Origin of the sequence: Stanieria cyanosphaera PCC 7437, from assembly GCF_000317575.1 — a bacterium.
Classification (GTDB): domain Bacteria; phylum Cyanobacteriota; class Cyanobacteriia; order Cyanobacteriales; family Xenococcaceae; genus Stanieria; species Stanieria cyanosphaera.
Genome location: NC_019748.1, coordinates 4,624,700 through 4,642,083 on the forward strand (window position 1 = coordinate 4,624,700; position 17,384 = coordinate 4,642,083).

Below are 17,384 nucleotides of genomic sequence, written 5' to 3' on the forward strand. Positions count from 1 at the left end.
CAAAATAGAAAAATATAGTAGGAAATTTTATAAGCTCGAAGCAAAAAAAAATTCTACCAAAGAGAGATTTATCTTTTACTTTTTTGAGTAGGGGTAGTGGGCTTAAAACTAGCAATCAGCAACAAGACAATTCCAACATTGATAAAAACATCAGCTAAATTAAACACAGGAAATTGAATTAAGCGTACATCTAAAAAATCTACTACATAACCGAAAATAAAGCGATCAATTCCATTACCCAATGCCCCAGCCAAAATACACCCATAACCTAGTTGTTCTAATAAGGGTAGTTTAGGACCGCGCCAAGCTAGAATCATTAACCCAATACTAACGGCTAAAGATAACCAGCGTAACCATCCTACTCCACCACGAAACACACTAAAAGCAGCCCCCGTGTTGATGACATAAGTAAAATGAAAGACTCCTTGCCATAAAGGTAGAGTATTCCCTACTTCGGTAAAGCTTTGTACTACTAAATATTTGGATAACTGGTCTACAATTAAACCAACAATGGCTACTAACCAAAAGGCACTGTTTTTTTTCATCGGTGATTTTTTTCTGTGTCAATGTGATTATCTCAATTTTTCTTGGTTATTAAAGACCAATGACTAGCAAACAAGGTTACTAACCTGAGTTATAATTATTAAGAAATTTTGCGCCAACGATACAAACTATTTCAGTTCATATACCAATCCTATGTCTCTTCTTCCAATTCGCAACGTTGCTATTATTGCCCACGTCGATCACGGCAAAACTACTTTAGTTGATGCGCTTTTAAAACAATCGGGTATTTTTCGAGAAGGAGAAGACATCCCAGATTGCGTAATGGATTCTAATGACCTCGAACGAGAACGAGGTATTACCATTTTGTCCAAAAATACTGCGGTTCGCTACAAAGATACTCTGATTAATATCGTTGATACTCCTGGACACGCTGATTTTGGTGGTGAAGTCGAACGGGTTTTGGGTATGGTTGACGGTTGTATCCTGATTGTCGATGCTAACGAAGGACCAATGCCTCAAACTAGATTTGTCCTCAAAAAAGCTTTAGAAAAAGGGCTACGTCCGATTGTAGTAGTTAACAAAATCGATCGCCCTAATGCCAATCCTGATACTGCTGTAGATAAAGTTTTCGATCTGTTTGTCGAACTCGGTGCCGATGACGATCAATGTGATTTTACTACTCTTTATGCTTCTGGTATCCAAGGTTATGCTAAAGAATCTTTGGATGAGGAAGGGGTAGATATGCAACCGTTGTTTGAAGCAATTATTCATCATGTTCCCCCACCAGTAGGCGATCCTAACAAACCCCTACAATTACAGGTAACGACCTTAGATTACTCTGATTATCTAGGTCGGATTGTGATCGGTAGAATTCATAACGGTACGATTAAAGCAGGACAACAAGCAGCTTTAGTTAAAGAAAATGGCGAGATAGTCAAAGCTAAACTGACCAAATTAATGGGATTTGAAGGATTATCTCGGGTTGAGCTTCAAGAAGCTAGCGCAGGTAATATTATCGCCGTATCTGGTTTTGCTGATGCCAATATTGGTGAGACAATCACTTCTCCAGACGATCCTCAAGCGTTACCTTTGATTAAAGTAGACGAACCTACTTTACAGATGACTTTTTCTGTCAATGACTCTCCCTTTGCGGGTTTAGAAGGCAACTTTGTTACTTCCAGACAATTACGCGATCGCTTGTATCGAGAATTGGAAACTAATGTCGCTTTACGCATTGAGGAAACTGATTCGGCAGAAAAATTCTTAGTTTCGGGAAGAGGTGAACTACATTTAGGCATCTTAATCGAAACCATGCGAAGAGAAGGCTATGAGTTCCAAGTTTCTCAGCCTCAAGTAATTTATCGCGAAATTAATGGTCAACCCTGTGAACCTTTTGAATATTTAGTTTTAGATGTTCCTGAAGAAGCAGTTGGTAGTTGTATAGAACGTCTGGGACAAAGAAAAGGAGAAATGCAGGATATGCAAACGGGAGTTAACGGACGGACTCAGTTAGAATTTGTCATTCCTGCACGAGGTTTGATCGGTTTCCGTGGTGAATTTATTCGTCTCAGTCGCGGTGAAGGAATTATGAATCATAGTTTCCTGGAATATCGTCCGCTATCAGGAGAATTGGAAACTCGTTACAACGGTGTAATGGTTGCTTTTGAAGAAGGTGTTGCTACCTTCTATGCCCTCAAAAATGCTGAAGATCGAGGTGTCTTCTTTATTACGCCAGGTACTAAAGTTTACAAAGGCATGATTGTTGGCGAACACAACCGTCCTCAAGATTTGGATTTAAATGTCTGTAAAACCAAACAATTAACTAACCATCGTTCGGCAACAGGCGATGAATTGGTACAATTACAAACTCCTGTAGATATGAGTTTAGAACGAGCATTAGAATATATTGGGTCAGATGAATTGGTAGAAGTAACTCCCCAATCAATTCGTCTTCGCAAGATCAAAGCTAAAAAATTAGCTCAACGTTAATAACCTAGGGGTAATTCATGAATTACCCCGACTATAGTGCTGATTCCCGTACCTTGCTCAATTCCAAATCTTTTTAAACTAGATTTAAGAGTAAATTTTGCATTTAATCAATTATGACAGAGAATAACCTAGCCCGCGATCGCTTTCGTGCAGCTTATGAAAATCGCTATACTTGGGACGAGCAATTTCCAGGTTACACAACTGATTTAGAACTCAAACAAAGCGAGGAAGTCTATACAGCAAATATTCGTGTCAATAGCGATTTGTCTGTAGAAGTTACAGGAATTGAAGACGAACAAGTTAAAGAAAGCGTTTATAACCAAATGCGGGATATTATTACTCACCGCAAACGCAACTCTTTTGAACAGGCACACGGTAAAAGCACTTTTTCTCTCGGTGAAGAAGATGCTACTGGTGCCGTAGAAATTTTGGTTAAAGGCGATGCTATGGGTTCTAATTATAAAATCCGTGGTACAGAAATTTGTCAAGTCAGCCGGGTGATGGGACCAATTGCTTTTGTGATCAATACTAATGAAAGTCTCGACACGGGCAATGGTTACGTTTCCACTGGTTATAATGCGATCTTCCGTGATTCTAAAACAAATGAATTAAAAGGCAAACGAGAATTTAAAGAAAGCTACGAAAAATTTGGTAATTACTACCTTCCTACGGAACAAATCATCGAATCGATTGATAAAGAAGGTGAAAAAATAACCACAGAGTTCATATTTAGTAATATCAAATTACTCGAACCTGCAACCGTCGTTTAATCGCGATCGCTATCTGGTTAATTTAGGTAATATAGATAACTTTGAAATTCTTTAACCTGTAAAGGTTAGGATCGAAATAACTGGATTAGTAAAACCTTAAAAAGGATAATCGATAATGTCATTAGCACTAACTGAACAAAACGTAGAAGAAGTTCTCGACGAAATGCGCCCTTATTTAATGGCTGATGGTGGTAACGTCGAGTTAGTCGAAATTGAAGGTCCAATTGTTAAACTAAGATTGCAAGGTGCTTGTGGTTCTTGCCCCAGTTCGACGATGACTTTAAAAATGGGAATTGAACGCCGTTTAAGAGAAAAAATCCCCGAAATTGCCGAAGTAGAACAAGCATTATAATTTTTCGTAGGGGCGGTTCATAAACTGCCCTTACATTTAAGCAACTTTTCTCCTCGAACTTTGAGTAAGTATCAGGTTTATAGTTATTTCAATTTTAAAAATAAAAACAAGATTTGGTCGAAGGTTGAGGCAAATAATAATTAAGGATTTGGAAAGAAAAATACCCTTGCCCCAGCAATCAAAATACCTAAAACAGCAGTTGCTAAGATGACAATTAATGACCAAATCTGACCACGCTGAGAGCCTTCCATTATTGTTAATTTGGTTTCTACTACTACTAATCTTTTGTCAACTGAATTAAGCTGGTCTTTTAAGTCGTCTAATTTTTGGTCAAGTTTATCAATTTTGTTGTCAATTTTCTCTAGTACTTTGACTAGATCGGTTTCTAGGTTGAATGCCATAATACAGCAAGAGAATATACATCTAAAATTATACCTGCCCGAAATTGGGCTGGTATTTTTGTAAGTTTATTTTTTGAATGTTAATTAACGATCTGGTAATAATTAAAATACAACTATTTATATTTTTGTGTTGCTGAAAATTATTTGCTTTCTTTGATATAGCAATTCTTAAATTGATGAAATAAACCTTTACCAGTGGTTAGTAGAGAGGGAATGATCAACAATCAACAATTAACCATCAACAAAAAAACAGGATATTGACTGTATCTCATTAATGTGAGAAAAGCTAGATTTTTTTATAAAATATCTTTAATAATAAAATAAACAATTTTAAATCTTTTTAATTATTTTGTTGAACCGATGTAAATCTCTAAAATTATTAAACCCTTGCTCTACTGAACAAGGGCAATGTGTCGTTTTTCTATCTTAATAAATTTTACCAAGATATTAATATACTAAAATTACTTAATTTACCCTGGTAATTTTTGGTCTAGTAATTGATTGGTTAATTTGGGATCTGCACGTCCACTGGTTTTCTTCATCACCTGTCCGACAAAGAAACCTTTAAGGTTAGTTTTTCCACTACGGAATTTAGCTAATTCGTTGGGGTTAGCAGCTATTACCTCATCAATAATTTTTTCCAACTCTCCCGTATCAGAAATTTGAATTAATCCCTTGCTTTCGACTAATTTTTGAACTGAACCACCTTTGGTTAAAAGTTCTGGTAAGATATCCTTGCCAATTTTTCCGCTAATAGTACCTTTGTCAATTAATTGAATTAATTCAGCCAAATTTTCAGGTTTGAGAGCAATTTCTGTAATATTTAAACCACTATTCTTTAAATATGCAGCAATATCACCCATGATCCAATTAGCTGCTTGTTTGGCATCCGCACCCCCACTTACCGCAGTTTCAAAATATTCTGCCACAGAGCGATCGTCAGTTAAAACTCTCGCATCATAAGCAGATAATCCTAATTCTGACTCATAACGATGTCTTTTACTTGCTGGCAACTCTGGTAGTTCCGCTTTCCAAGTTTCTAGTTGAGTATTTGAAACTTCAATTGGTGGTAAATCTGGTTCGGGAAAATAACGATAATCACTAGAACCTTCTTTAGAACGCATACTAATTGTGCGTCCAGAACCTTCTTCCCACAGACGAGTTTCTTGGATAATTGGTTCGCCGTTTTCAACTGCTTCTATTTGACGTTCAATTTCGTAATCGATCGCTTTTTGAATGGCACTAAAAGAATTCATATTCTTAATTTCTACTTTAGTCCCAAATTCTGTTTGACCGACAGGACGAATAGAAATATTGACATCGCAGCGCAGAGAACCTTCTTGCATCTTACCGTCGCTAATACCCAAATAAAGCATAATGCGACGTAATTCTTGAGCGTATTCTGCTGCTTCTTTGCCCGAACGTAAATCTGGTTCGGAAACAATTTCGAGCAACGGAATACCAGCACGATTAAAATCTACTAAGGAATAAGTCGAACCAGAAAGTCTGTCACTTCCTCCGTGAGTTAATTTCCCTGCATCTTCTTCCATGTGTAGACGAGTGATGCCAATTCTTTTTCTAATTGGTTCAGAATTAGGTTTCTCCGCAATTTCAATTTCTAGCCAACCATGTTCGGCAATAGGCAGATCGAATTGGGAAATTTGATAATTTTTCGGTAAATCGGGATAAAAATACTGTTTACGGTCAAATTTGCTATAAGGTGCAATGGTACAGTTAAGAGCTAAACCTGCTTTAACAGCATATTCGAGAACTTTTTCATTCAAAACAGGCAGTACCCCAGGATATCCTAAACAAATAGGAGAGATGTTGGTATTAGGATTATCTGGATCGAACTTGGTAGATTCGCTGCTAAAGATTTTGGTTTCAGTATTCAGTTGACAATGAGTTTCTAAGCCAATGATTGCTTCGTATTCTATCTTTTTCGGTGCAGCAGTAGTCATAGTTTGTAGCTGGATAGTAAGTATCTATAGATTTTTTATTGTATCTGCTGGCAAGATAGAATAAGCATTGAGTTAAACTAAACCGAAGAGTCAGCTAGAGATTTAGGCAAATGAAGAATAATTTCTTTTAGTTGATTCACACAAATAAAAATTGCAGCTAGCAGCGAATAAAGAAATTAAATAACTAAAAAAACAGAAGGAAAAGGTCAAAAGAACAAAATTAGAATTTATTTTAATTTAATGTTCCGAATCTTTTTTCCTTCTGAAAATAAAACTGTTTTGGCTTAGATTATTGTTCCATCGGGGATAGTGGCATTTTTTAAAACTACAACTATACCGCTACGAATATAAAAACCTTCGCTTTCTCTTTCTGCCTCTTCAATGCCCTCTTTATTAATAATCTGCACGTTACGCCCAATCCGAGCATTTTTATCAATAATCGCTCGCCGAATTGTACTGCCTTCACCAATTCCGACAGGTATACGTCCCTCGCTTAAACCAGAATTTCTTTCGGCAAAAGGTTCATAGAAATCAGAACCCATCAGGAGAGTATCTTCAATGATACAGTCAGATTCAATTCGAGTCCGAACTCCTAACACAGAATGATGAATTCGACAATTTTTGAGAATACAACCCTCACCAATCATGGATTCACTCACCTGGCAATTGAGCATTTTACTTGGCGGCAAATAACGAGAACGGGTGTAAATGGGAGCTTTCTCATCATAAAAACTAAAAGGTGGCTGAGGCTGCTGAGTTAAAGCCAAATTTGCGTGATAAAAAGCTTCTATAGTTCCGATATCTTCCCAATAACCATTAAAAAGATAAGCTTGAACATTATGATTTTTAGCAGCAGCAGGAATAATTTCTTTGCCAAAATCCGTTTGTTCTAAGTTTCGTTTGAGTAAATCCACCAAAACGTCTTTTTTAAATATGTAAATCCCCATAGAAGCAATATAGGGTTTTTGTTTCGCTTCTTCAGGTGTCAACCCCAAAACGGTAGTATCTACCTGCATATTTTTGAGTGCTTCTCCTTTCGGTTTTTCGCTAAAGTCAATTACTCTACCTTGAGAATCAATCTTCATCAAACCAAAACTAGAGGCAGGTTTTTCATCAATCGGCACAACAGACAAAGTAATATCAGCCTTAGTATCTCGATGACGTTGAATGAATTCACTATAATCCATTCGATAAAGATGATCTCCTGAGAGAATTAAATATTCATCAATATCCCACTCTTCTAAAAGATTTAAGTATTGCCTTACTGCATCGGCTGTACCTTGAAACCAACGAAAGCCCTCAGCAGTTTGCTGTGCTGATAGCACTTCGACAAACCCTTCGCTGAAGCCAGAAAAAATATAACTTCGATTGAGATGTCGGTTTAAAGAAGCCGAATTGAATTGAGTCAAAACATAGATTTTTTGAATTTCTGAGTTAATACAATTACTAACAGGAATATCTATTAGGCGGTATTTACTAGCTAATGGTACTGCTGGTTTTGCTCTTAATTTAGTTAATGGATAAAGACGAGTACCCGCGCCTCCTCCAAGAATTATGGCTAATACTCTTTTCACAAAAAAAACCTCGTGACTGCCTATTACCTCTCAAAATCAAGTTTATCTGACAAAGGAACTCATTTAAGTAAACTCAAAACAGGTTTTTCTGTGATTGCTCAAAAAATACCGAGCTAGAAACTGAGGAAATGTTAATATGAGGCTAGTCCTAGACTTTATGTAATTGTTCTAGAAATATTTAGTAGTATTCTAATTATCTCGTCTATGACCACACCTCTGCCTCCAAATTTAGAACGAATTGTCGAACGTTTTAAACGTCGTTCTAATCCAAAACAGCGTTATGAGCAATTGCTTTGGTATGCCAAAAAATTGCCAGCCATGCCAGAAGAAGATAAAATTCCAGAGAATAAAGTTAATGGCTGCGTTTCTCAGGTATACATTACTGCTAATTTGGAAAATGGAAAAATTAGGTATCAGGGAGATTCTGATGCCCAATTAGTGAAGGGTTTAGTTGCACTACTTATTGAAGGGTTAGACGGTTTAACTCCTGAAGAAATAATTCAAGTAACTCCAGACTTTATCGAAGAAACAGGTTTAAAAGTGAGTTTAACTCCCTCACGAGCTAATGGTTTTTATAACATTTTTCAAATGATGAAGAAAAAAGCTTTAGGATTTCATTTGGGAATGTCTGCTTAAAATCCTAACGTGGTGGAGTTAAAGTGAAGTATTAATTTAATAAGGAACTATTGGGTTTGTAATTTTTTACCTCCAGAAATAGCACGAGTACAACACCAGTTACTAGGCAAAGCAGATGGCCATCCCATTCTCAATGCTTCTGGACAAATAGTCATTACTGTCAACTGACAGTCAATGAGTTGAAATCCTTCTTTTTCACATTGTTTGAGACTGTGTTTTAAGATTGAATCATCTTTAAATTCAATGGTGTTGTTACATTGAATACAAACAATATGATGGTGATGATGAGGATAGGGTTGATTTAATTCATAGTGTTTGTGTCCTTCGGCTAATTCTAATTCTCGGAGAATTCCCATTCGTGTCATTAATTTTACGCTACGGTAAATTGTTGATAGACTGATAGACTCTCCTCGATTGTCCAACAAACCGTGTAGTTCTTCTGCGCTTAGATGATTTCCCTTGGGTAAATTTTGAAAAACGTGTAAAATTTTTTCTCGCTGAGGTGTCATCCGCCAACCTTTAGCGTTCAATTCAGCTTTGAGAGAAGTTGCATTGTAATGAGGCATTTTAAAGTCGCTTTCAGTCGAGTATATCTATTGACAATGATAATTGTCTAGGCAATTTATTTGCAACAAACTAAATTAATTGATAATCATTTGCAAGTTGTTAATGTTCTCAATCGAGGATTTGTGGTTCACTGTGGAATCAAATTAATTTTTTTAAATTGGCACAAATTTTTTTTATAGCTAGAGATTAAAAAACTCTTTAGAACTATCGCTATCAGACAATTTGGAGCGTAAATCGTAAGTAACAAGACTAATTTAGGAAAAAACTTCAATGTCTGAATTTCTCGATTTTCTTAAACATAAATATGCCTACGTCGCTATTGGTGAATTTAAACCTGGTAGATTTGCTGAAGCGCAAAAACTCTATGAAAAGGCTGTTTCTACTTATACTACTGGCTTTAAAGGAGCATATTTGCTGCAAAAACCAGGAACAGATGAAGGGATCGCTGTGATTATGTGGGACAAAATTGACGATATGCAAGATAATGTCTCAGAAGCTTATGAAGCTATATTGAAGCAGATGTCTCATTTGTACAAGACTCCACCTACTACTTCTTTTTATGAGGTATGTAGTGAGATAGGTACTGAAGCAAAAGTTTAATCAATTGGTTATTAGTTGTTTAACTTTTTACTAAAGGACAAAACTTGAAAAGAAATGTAGAAAAAGGGTTTGATGAAAAGTAACTATGCTTAAACATTAAACCCTATCAAAAGAATAATCTTGGTGAAAAATACCAAGAGAAACAATAAATTTTAGGGTGAAGAAAATTTATTATTGTTTTGAGAATTAATAAAATGCGATCTCGGCGAATCCGAGGCGCGGAGCGATCGCAATTGCTCATGATCCTCTACATTTTTACCTGTTCGTTATTCCTGGTTGGAGTAGGCAAGAAATTAAAATTATAAAAAAGTTTTTAGAAAAATTTGTTAGGTTTTAATCTTTAATTTTATGTCTGATAATAAGTTGCTGTTGTTTGGAGTTACCAGCTAAAGAACGATTGGCATTTAATTGTATTTCAATTTGTACACCTGGTTCGAGAAATTCTTGTGGAATTGGTAACTGACCTAATTTGATGACAAAGTTATCTCCATCGCGATTAATTAACTTAGGAGGTATTTTTCCTTCAAATTTAGTGCGATAATCAAAGGAACGACGGAATATACCACCATCATCGGAATTGCTGACACGATATTTAACAGAAAAATCTGTTGAAACTACATCCGATTGACTTGCCTTATCAATTAAATTTAATTGAAGATTAGTTCCTTGACCAGATAATCCTTCGCTTTTCAATCGAGTGGCATCTTTAGCGCGAACAGCATTAAAGACAAACAATTCTGTAATCTTATTTTGTTTGGAACTAGTAGTTTCTAACCAAAGGTCTTCAGGAATACCAATTTCAGCATCGTTTGCTCCTTTTAAACTCAGTGTAATTTTTGAGTCGGCAAAATCATTGACTGGTTGAGGTGCATCCCAAACCATTAAAACTGTATGTTCATGACGAGCTACTAATTCTTGATAGCGATCGCTTATAATTGAACCAGGAGCAAACAAAGCAGTTGCATTATCGTGAGTTTCCCAGATATTTTTAGATAAAGTAAAACCTCGGTCTTTGAGTTCTGCGATCGCAATAGTTGCAGTAGGTTGATCGGGTGCTAGAGATTTATCTAAATTAATTAGAGTAATAGTACCTAAACTTCCTACTCTACCTTTTCTACCGTTACGACCTAATTGACCATCATAGCCTTCTTGACATTTAAATTCGCTAGTAGTGCAATTGTAGTCATCACTACCAGGTTTCCCTGAACAAGTTGGTTGATTCCAAGCAGGATTTGAACATTTACAACCTTGTCCTGGTTCTCCCCCTTTACCTGGTTCTCCCCCTTCACCACCAGAAGCAATAATAAAAATTTGTTTGAGATCTTCTTTATTAGTAGTATAAACAGTTAAAGAACCTCCATTACCACCATTACCGCCATCACCGCCATCGCCTCCATTGCCACCGTTAGCACCTTGAATATTGCGATTGAAGTCTTTTGGTTGTTCTTGACAATTGGCGTTAGCACCAGCACTACCATTAGTACCAGCATGACCGTTTTCTCCCGCTAAATCTAAAGTCATAGGAGAACCATCGGCAAAAATAGTTAGACTGTCGCTGTTTCTACCATCTTGACCCTTTTCTCCAGATTGACCATCTTGACCCTGTTTGCCAATTTTTTCGATTTCCGCAGCTTGACTGGGGAACGCCAGTGGCAGTAGGCTTTGCCCTTGCAGAGCAGAGTACCTGTCACTAGTAGAGAAACAAATAATTGACGGTGAGGTAGCAGTTAAAAACTGAGGAAAAGTAACAATCGCGATGAAGAGAGTAAATTTACCCCAGAAACGTACTTTCATACTAAATTGGCTTGATTACACTTTCGCTATTGGTATGCCATACTTTTTCCTAATTGTCGAGATTTTGTTGGCTTTTGTTAAAAGAAATTAAAGGCAGGAGGCAGAAGGCAGGAGACAAAAAGTAAAAAGTAAAAAGAAAGAATATTTATTTTTGTTCCCTGTTCCCTAATAATTAATACTGGTAACTGGTAACTGGCAACTGATAACTGAACAATTATTCCCAAGTACATTGCGTCCGTTCGTGTAAAATGCGTCCATAAACTGCTTCGGTGGCAACTGCTAGTTTTTTCCAACAGAAACGAGTTGCTAAAGATTGATAAGCATTATCGATCAACCACTGGGCGTAACCAGGATTTTTGAGAACTTCTAAAATACCCCAGGCGAGGGAATTGGAATTGTTAGCATAGGTCACAACCCCTGTTTTGGTATGTTGTACTACTTCGGGTAAACCACCTGTATCTGAAACCACAACTGGAACTTTTGCTGCAAAACTTTCCAAAGCGACAATGCCAAAAGGTTCATAGAGAGAGGGAAAAACAGCACAATCAGCAATGGTTTGAAACTTATCTAAATCATGGTCAGACATAAAACCTGTAAAGTAACAATGATCCCAAATGCCTAAATTCCAAGCTTGTTGTTTGAGATGATCGGTATTACCACCACCAATAATCACAAATTTAACGTGACCCCCCATTTCCCTGAGTACTTTTGGGGCAGCATTAAGTAAGACAAATACACCTTTTTCATAAGCCATGCGACCGACATAGTACACTATTTTTTGACGGTCTTCGGCAAAACGACGGCGAAAACTAACTCGATCAAAATTATCCGCTTGTAGTTTTTTTTCTGGACGAATGCCATTGTAGACAACATCGATTTTATCCCAAGGACATTGTAAAGCTCGTTCAACTTCATAACGCATATACTGACTACAAACAATTACCCGCCAAGCTTCGTAAGCGAGTTTTGTTTCTTTGCCGTGAATATATCTTTGTTCTTCAGTGTAAATTCCGTTGTAACGACCATACTCAGTCGCGTGAATGGTAGCTACTAAAGGAATTTTGAAAAGATGTTTGAGAGCGATCGCAGCATCTCCAACCAACCAATCATGGGCATGAATCAGATCGAAATTGCCTTCTTCTGTAATTAATTTCCCACCATGATTACCCATGCTTTCATTCATATTAACGACCCAGTGGAAAAAGTCATAACTTCCTGCCACAGATACGCGATGAATATGAACTCCATCTACTATTTCATAGCGAGGGGCTGAACCAAATTCAACAGTGAGTAAATGAATTTCGTGTCCTAAGTTAGCAATTTCTGGATACAATTCTGCAACATGACGTGCAATCCCACCGACAATTCGAGGCGGAAATTCCCAAGCTAATACTAAAATCTTCATCAACCCCATCCCCACGCTTACTCTAATTCTCTAATTGGATACAAATTTACATACTTATGGCAGTTTATCAAGAGGAGATCGAGTTGGTTGGTAACAATTACCTAATATATTTGGATTTTTTGACAGGTGGGGCGCAGATACGCCCCTGGCGTTCACGATCTGCTTGACGACGGCAGACTTAGCCTCTCACGATAGTTTTGCCAAGCTGCGCTCTTGTCGGGATTAGAATTGGCTCCTTTTTGTAATAAAATCACTCCCTGATTAAAATCGATAATTCCGTATTCTTGGTTATTGGTAACCCGTTCAATTAATTCTGTAATCGTTTGTAAAGCAACTCGATCTTCATCAAAAGCTATTTGATAACGTTGTAGTTGCCATAAATCGGCGATGATGTAATCTACTGTTTCGACGTTACCCGCATCGTTACGAAATTCCAATCCAGTTAAGCGAATGATGGCTCTACGTCCAGAAAGATGAGGTATTAAATAGGTAGTAGCGGATACACTCGCATCAGGTGGAATTTGTTTTAAAATTGAGCGAATTTGAGGTACTCTGTGCCATTGTTCGGGGAGGGAAACATAAACCCAAGGTTGAATAGAATCAGGGATGAGGAACGAAAGAGTTCGACTGGGATTAGATGTAATGGTAAAAAATAAAGATAAAACAATACAAATAATCCAGAAACGCCGAAACTGAGGCAAAAGTTTGCGTGGTTGATAAGTTTGGATTGGTTGTTGAAAATTTCCAAATCTTTCTCCACCCCACCAAAGAATTGCGCCATAAAACAATCCTGGTGTGACACTCATGGCATAACGAAGGGAAATTGCTAAGACGGTTTGTCCTTGTCCTAAAAATAGTTTTAATAAAGGAAAAGTAGCAATACTCCAAGCAGCAGGAGAAACGGCAGGAATAAAAGCTAAAGGTAACCACTGTCCTAGTAAATATTTAATTGTCGGAAAAAAAGGCGTAAATAATTCCATAATTAAACGCCCAGGGTTAAGCAACATATTTTTAATAATTTCTAGGGTAGAAGCTTCCTCTCCCTCGGCGTATTGTCCGAATCTTTCCAACATAAATCTTTTAGAAATGTCATCGGAAAATAAGGGCATAATCAGGTTAGTCAAGGCGATGATGTAGAGAAAACTGAGACTAGCTAAAATTAAACCTGTGCGAGGATGGCGTTTGCTTAAAACTAGATAAACTCCCACTCCAAATAAAGTTATGCCACTATCTTCCCTAACAGCTAAAGTTAAAATTGCTAGCAACCAAAATAGCCACCACCAGCGTTTTTCCATCGCTAGTAACAAACTAAAGATAAACAAGGGAATTTGGGAAATATCGTGAAAATTAGCCAGAGTAGGCCCTAAAATTGTATTGGCGCAATAAAAACTAATTGTAATTAATACTGCGATCGCAGGTTGAACATAAATTCTTGCTAAGTTATATAAAACTAACCCTGCTGCGGTAACTAAGGTAACTTGCAACACCGTTAGAGTAGCAGGATGGGGAAACAGATAGTAAATCGGCAACCACAACAGCAAAGCAGGCGTAAAATGCTGTCCTAGGCGATGATAATTAACATCAGGTACTTCGCCACTATGAACTACGTTAGTCGATAGTTGAGAAGAAAGTGTACTCTCAAAAAAACGCCCATGAATTCCATTCCAAAAAACTTGGTTAAAAATGCCTTGGTCGTAAGAAGAATAAAAACTAAAATGACGATTGAGAGTCAAACTTAAGGTACAAAGAAAAAAAGCGATCGCAGCAATGATAGCGATCTTCAATCCTTGATTTTTGTTTAATTTAAATAACATTATTTACCTTAATATCGTGGTAGTTGACCGATATTTAAGCTACTACTTCACCAAGCTGAAAAAATTCTAAAACTAATGTTAAGAATGTGGTAAATTTTTTGCTAATTTCTACTGAAAAACCCAACAAATTCAAAGTTCTAATCTAGAATAGAAAAGGCGGAGACGAAAGTTTCCGTTCACTCCTCACACCACACTCCGCCCGAGATCAAATGCGGGCGGTTACCTTTTTTTAGGAAGATAATAGCAGAATGATCAATCAAATGAACAGATTAGATTAAAAATTTCTTCAAACTTATCCATAGTTTAGATTGCTTGAGATTGGTTTTTGCTATGATAAAATCTTGTAAAATTAAAGGAAAATCTTAAATCAAGGATATATAGGAATGTCAGCAGCTACAGCAGTGACAGATTCAAGTTTTACGCAAGAAGTATTAGAGTCCGATGTTCCTGTTTTGGTAGATTTTTGGGCTCCTTGGTGTGGTCCTTGTCGGATGGTTGCACCAGTTGTAGATGAAATCGCCGAACAATACGAAGGACAAGTAAAAGTAGTAAAACTTAATACTGATGAAAATCCCCAAGTTGCTAGTCAATATGGAATTCGTAGCATACCTACTCTAATGATTTTTAAAGGTGGTCAGCGAGTAGATATGGTGGTAGGTGCAGTACCTAAAACTACTTTAGCTAACACATTAGAAAAATATCTTTAGTTCTTTCTAATTTCAGCTTCAGCTAGTCTTATTACACTAATGCTGAGGCTGATTTTACTGCATAAATTATTAAGATTTGTTTAAAAAGTAAAATTGGATACAGCTACAAAAAAAAGCAAAAATTTGGTCTACAATCAAAATACAGCCACGACAGCATAATTTATGGCTTTATCTTCAGACCAAAACAATTTAGATAATTTATTGTCTCAAGAGCTTAATGATCTAATTCATCATCTGCCTCATCACAAGCATCGCAAATTGATTGAACGTTCTTTAGCAGTATTGATTAGAATTGCGGGAAAAGAAATCGATCGCCTTGATTGGAAAATATTAGCAGCATCGTTAGAAGATTTAGAAAAAGGATTTCAAACTTTTTATCCTTATCGCCACACTCGGAAAATTTCTATTTTTGGTTCAGCCAGAATTGCATCTAATACGCCAGAATATCAAATGGCAGTTGATTTTGCTCGTTGCGTCACTCAGTTAGGTTTTATGGTGATTACTGGGGCGGGTGGTGGTATTATGCAAGCAGGCAATGAAGGAGCAGGTAGAGAAAATTCCTTTGGCTTGAATATCAAACTACCTTTTGAACAGAATGCCAACAATTTAATTCAAGGCGATGGAAAATTAATTAATTTTAAATATTTTTTCACTCGTAAATTGTTTTTTCTTCGGGAAAGTGATGCGATCGCTTTATTTCCTGGTGGATTTGGTACTCAAGATGAAGCGTTTGAAACCCTTACATTGTGTCAAACTGGCAAATATGGACCAGTACCACTAGTATTAATTGATCGTCCTGGTGGAGACTATTGGCATAGTTGGAATGAATATATTGGGAAGCGTCTTGTTATTAGAGGATTGATTAGTTCTGAAGACCCCAGTTTATATACTATTACCGACCGCTTGGATGTTGCCTGCAACACGATTAGAAATTTTTATCGAGTTTATCATTCTTCTCGCTATGTCGGTCAACAATTTGTTATGCGTCTTAATTCAGAATTATCTGATGAAATAGTAGACCAATTAAATCAAGATTTTGCTGATATTTTAACTCACGGAAAAATCGAAAAAAGTACCGCTTTACCAGGAGAAAAGTGGGATGAAAGTGTAGATTTACCTAGGCTAGTTTTTTATTTTAATCAAAAAAATTTGGGTCGTTTATATCAAATGATTGCTCAAATAAATCAATTAGGTTTAGTTTCTTTGGCAACGGAACATCCTGAAATTAAGTAATTATATGTTGATGGTCAATTAATAACTGTAGATACGTAACATATTACGTCTTTACTTTACGCCATGCTTGATAAAGCCAATTGAGTACAATTATAATTTGTTGAGTTTGTTTTAATTGTAATTGTAACAGTTGATATTTTTGTCGAACCTGAGCAAGATTGTTTTTGTTTTGAATCAAGACATTAGGAGTAGTGACTAAAATAGAATGAATAAAAATTTCACAATTGTTTAATTCATGAGCAATTAAACTTAATTTTTGGCGTAATTGCCAAATTTTAATAGCTAAATATAAATTAAATAAAGTTATGATTAAATTAACAATAATTGTAAAAATAAGCATTATTTTCCCATTTACTTGGGTTAATTAACTATGTTATAGCAGTTCTCACGCTCTATGGAGTACATCCTAAAATATGGATTTTTGTTGATTGTTTATCGTTAATTGTTAATTGTTAGTCGCTACGCGCACCTTCGGTGAGGTTGATTGTTGATCTCTCATAATTAGTAATTAGTAATTAGTAACTGATAATGGTGTACCTTACTAAGGTGAGAAACGCTATATCTGTTAGAGGTAAGAGTTTTTGACACTCCCACGGGTGAACCGCGTGGAATTCTCGCCTCGCAACCTCTTAGCTAGTACAGCCTAATCACTTATACCCCGCCAGACCGATTACGCGAGTATTTTGGTTTAAACTCCACTGGCTGCCCGACAGTAGAGGAGGACTCGACGGCGACGGGGCGTACAAGGTTCCGAGGAGCCCTCCTGCACACAGCCGTTCAGGTTTCCTCGCCGTATTGAAGTCCGTGAGGACAATATTGTGGCTTATTGCCGAAAAAATATATTTGGCTTATTTAAGGAAAACCTTGGCAAACCTCTTGTTCAGCGTCTTCTAGTATTTTGGTATATACCAGTTCGACGCACTGACACGCCTACTTCTGGGCTTTTGAGTAGTAGTATATCATAGTTGAGCGAGTGCGGTCTTGAGCGAGAGGGATGCCGAACTTGGTTTGAGTCACACGCGTTGACGGCAGATTTATCACTTCGCCTTGTAGTTTTTAAAGGACATTTGAAAAGAT

16 protein-coding genes are annotated in these 17,384 nt (G+C 36.8%); 7 read left to right on the plus strand and 9 right to left on the minus strand.

Translation table 11 applies throughout. The annotated features are described in order from the left end of the window. Positions 1-68 precede the first annotated feature (68 nt). Positions 69-545 (minus strand): signal peptidase II, encoded by a 477-nt coding sequence (lspA, locus tag STA7437_RS20255; protein ID WP_015195253.1) that lies wholly within the window; start codon positions 543-545, stop codon positions 69-71. 151 nt (positions 546-696) lie between these two features. Between lspA and typA the strand changes: the two genes are divergently transcribed. The 3 genes from typA (at position 697) to STA7437_RS20270 (ending at position 3,615) form a co-directional block, all read left to right on the plus strand. Further along, the gene (gene typA, locus STA7437_RS20260; protein WP_015195254.1) at positions 697-2,493 is read left to right on the plus strand and encodes a translational GTPase TypA; all 1,797 of its coding nucleotides are present in this window, start codon (positions 697-699) and stop codon (positions 2,491-2,493) included. Between the two features lie 113 nt (positions 2,494-2,606). Beyond that, a complete protein-coding gene (locus STA7437_RS20265; protein ID WP_015195255.1) occupies positions 2,607-3,263 on the plus strand; it encodes a DUF3386 domain-containing protein in 657 nt (218 codons plus the stop codon). A gap of 115 nt (positions 3,264-3,378) precedes the next feature. After that, on the plus strand, positions 3,379-3,615 hold the full coding sequence (locus STA7437_RS20270; RefSeq protein ID WP_015195256.1) for a NifU family protein: 237 nt from the start codon (positions 3,379-3,381) through the stop codon (positions 3,613-3,615). A 140-nt stretch (positions 3,616-3,755) separates the two neighbouring features. On the opposite strand, the gene STA7437_RS20275 is transcribed toward STA7437_RS20270, so the two are convergent. From STA7437_RS20275 to STA7437_RS20285, 3 genes are all read right to left on the minus strand, one after another. Next, the gene (locus tag STA7437_RS20275; protein ID WP_015195257.1) at positions 3,756-4,016 is read right to left on the minus strand and encodes a hypothetical protein; all 261 of its coding nucleotides are present in this window, start codon (positions 4,014-4,016) and stop codon (positions 3,756-3,758) included. A 470-nt stretch (positions 4,017-4,486) separates the two neighbouring features. Then, positions 4,487-5,977 carry an Asp-tRNA(Asn)/Glu-tRNA(Gln) amidotransferase subunit GatB gene (gatB, locus tag STA7437_RS20280; protein WP_015195258.1) on the minus strand — a complete coding sequence of 497 codons (1,491 nt, stop codon included), beginning with the start codon at positions 5,975-5,977 and terminating at the stop codon, positions 4,487-4,489. A gap of 284 nt (positions 5,978-6,261) precedes the next feature. Continuing rightward, positions 6,262-7,551 carry a glucose-1-phosphate adenylyltransferase gene (locus tag STA7437_RS20285; RefSeq protein ID WP_015195259.1) on the minus strand — a complete coding sequence of 430 codons (1,290 nt, stop codon included), beginning with the start codon at positions 7,549-7,551 and terminating at the stop codon, positions 6,262-6,264. A 195-nt stretch (positions 7,552-7,746) separates the two neighbouring features. Here STA7437_RS20285 and STA7437_RS20290 point away from each other — a divergent pair, with 195 nt between their 5' ends. Further along, positions 7,747-8,187 (plus strand): SufE family protein, encoded by a 441-nt coding sequence (locus STA7437_RS20290; RefSeq protein ID WP_041619600.1) that lies wholly within the window; start codon positions 7,747-7,749, stop codon positions 8,185-8,187. Positions 8,188-8,234: 47 nt separating this feature from the next. Here the strand turns inward: STA7437_RS20290 and STA7437_RS20295 are convergent, their stop codons facing one another. Then, positions 8,235-8,753, minus strand: coding sequence for a transcriptional repressor (locus tag STA7437_RS20295; protein WP_015195261.1), 519 nt, complete (start codon positions 8,751-8,753; stop codon positions 8,235-8,237). A gap of 271 nt (positions 8,754-9,024) precedes the next feature. Between STA7437_RS20295 and STA7437_RS20300 the strand changes: the two genes are divergently transcribed. Beyond that, on the plus strand, positions 9,025-9,354 hold the full coding sequence (locus STA7437_RS20300; RefSeq protein ID WP_015195262.1) for a hypothetical protein: 330 nt from the start codon (positions 9,025-9,027) through the stop codon (positions 9,352-9,354). A 333-nt stretch (positions 9,355-9,687) separates the two neighbouring features. Here the strand turns inward: STA7437_RS20300 and STA7437_RS20305 are convergent, their stop codons facing one another. The 3 genes from STA7437_RS20305 to STA7437_RS20315 all read right to left on the minus strand — a co-directional run bounded on the left by STA7437_RS20305 (position 9,688) and on the right by STA7437_RS20315 (position 14,367). Further along, on the minus strand, positions 9,688-11,148 hold the full coding sequence (locus tag STA7437_RS20305) for a hypothetical protein (protein ID WP_015195263.1): 1,461 nt from the start codon (positions 11,146-11,148) through the stop codon (positions 9,688-9,690). A gap of 214 nt (positions 11,149-11,362) precedes the next feature. Beyond that, positions 11,363-12,553 (minus strand): glycosyltransferase family 4 protein, encoded by a 1,191-nt coding sequence (locus STA7437_RS20310; RefSeq protein WP_015195264.1) that lies wholly within the window; start codon positions 12,551-12,553, stop codon positions 11,363-11,365. Positions 12,554-12,705: 152 nt separating this feature from the next. Further along, on the minus strand, positions 12,706-14,367 hold the full coding sequence (locus tag STA7437_RS20315) for a DUF2079 domain-containing protein (protein WP_015195265.1): 1,662 nt from the start codon (positions 14,365-14,367) through the stop codon (positions 12,706-12,708). A gap of 383 nt (positions 14,368-14,750) precedes the next feature. On the opposite strand from STA7437_RS20315, the gene trxA reads away from it, so the two are divergent. Together trxA and STA7437_RS20325 are read left to right on the plus strand one after the other, a co-directional pair. Further along, positions 14,751-15,074: a thioredoxin gene (gene trxA, locus STA7437_RS20320; RefSeq protein WP_015195266.1), complete on the plus strand. Its 324-nt coding sequence runs from the start codon at positions 14,751-14,753 to the stop codon at positions 15,072-15,074. 162 nt (positions 15,075-15,236) lie between these two features. Beyond that, entirely contained in the window at positions 15,237-16,307 is a 1,071-nt protein-coding gene (locus tag STA7437_RS20325) for an LOG family protein (protein ID WP_015195267.1), read from the plus strand. A 43-nt stretch (positions 16,308-16,350) separates the two neighbouring features. Here STA7437_RS20325 and STA7437_RS20330 read toward each other — a convergent pair whose 3' ends face one another. Then, positions 16,351-16,647: a hypothetical protein gene (locus STA7437_RS20330; protein ID WP_015195268.1), complete on the minus strand. Its 297-nt coding sequence runs from the start codon at positions 16,645-16,647 to the stop codon at positions 16,351-16,353. Positions 16,648-17,384 lie beyond the last annotated feature (737 nt).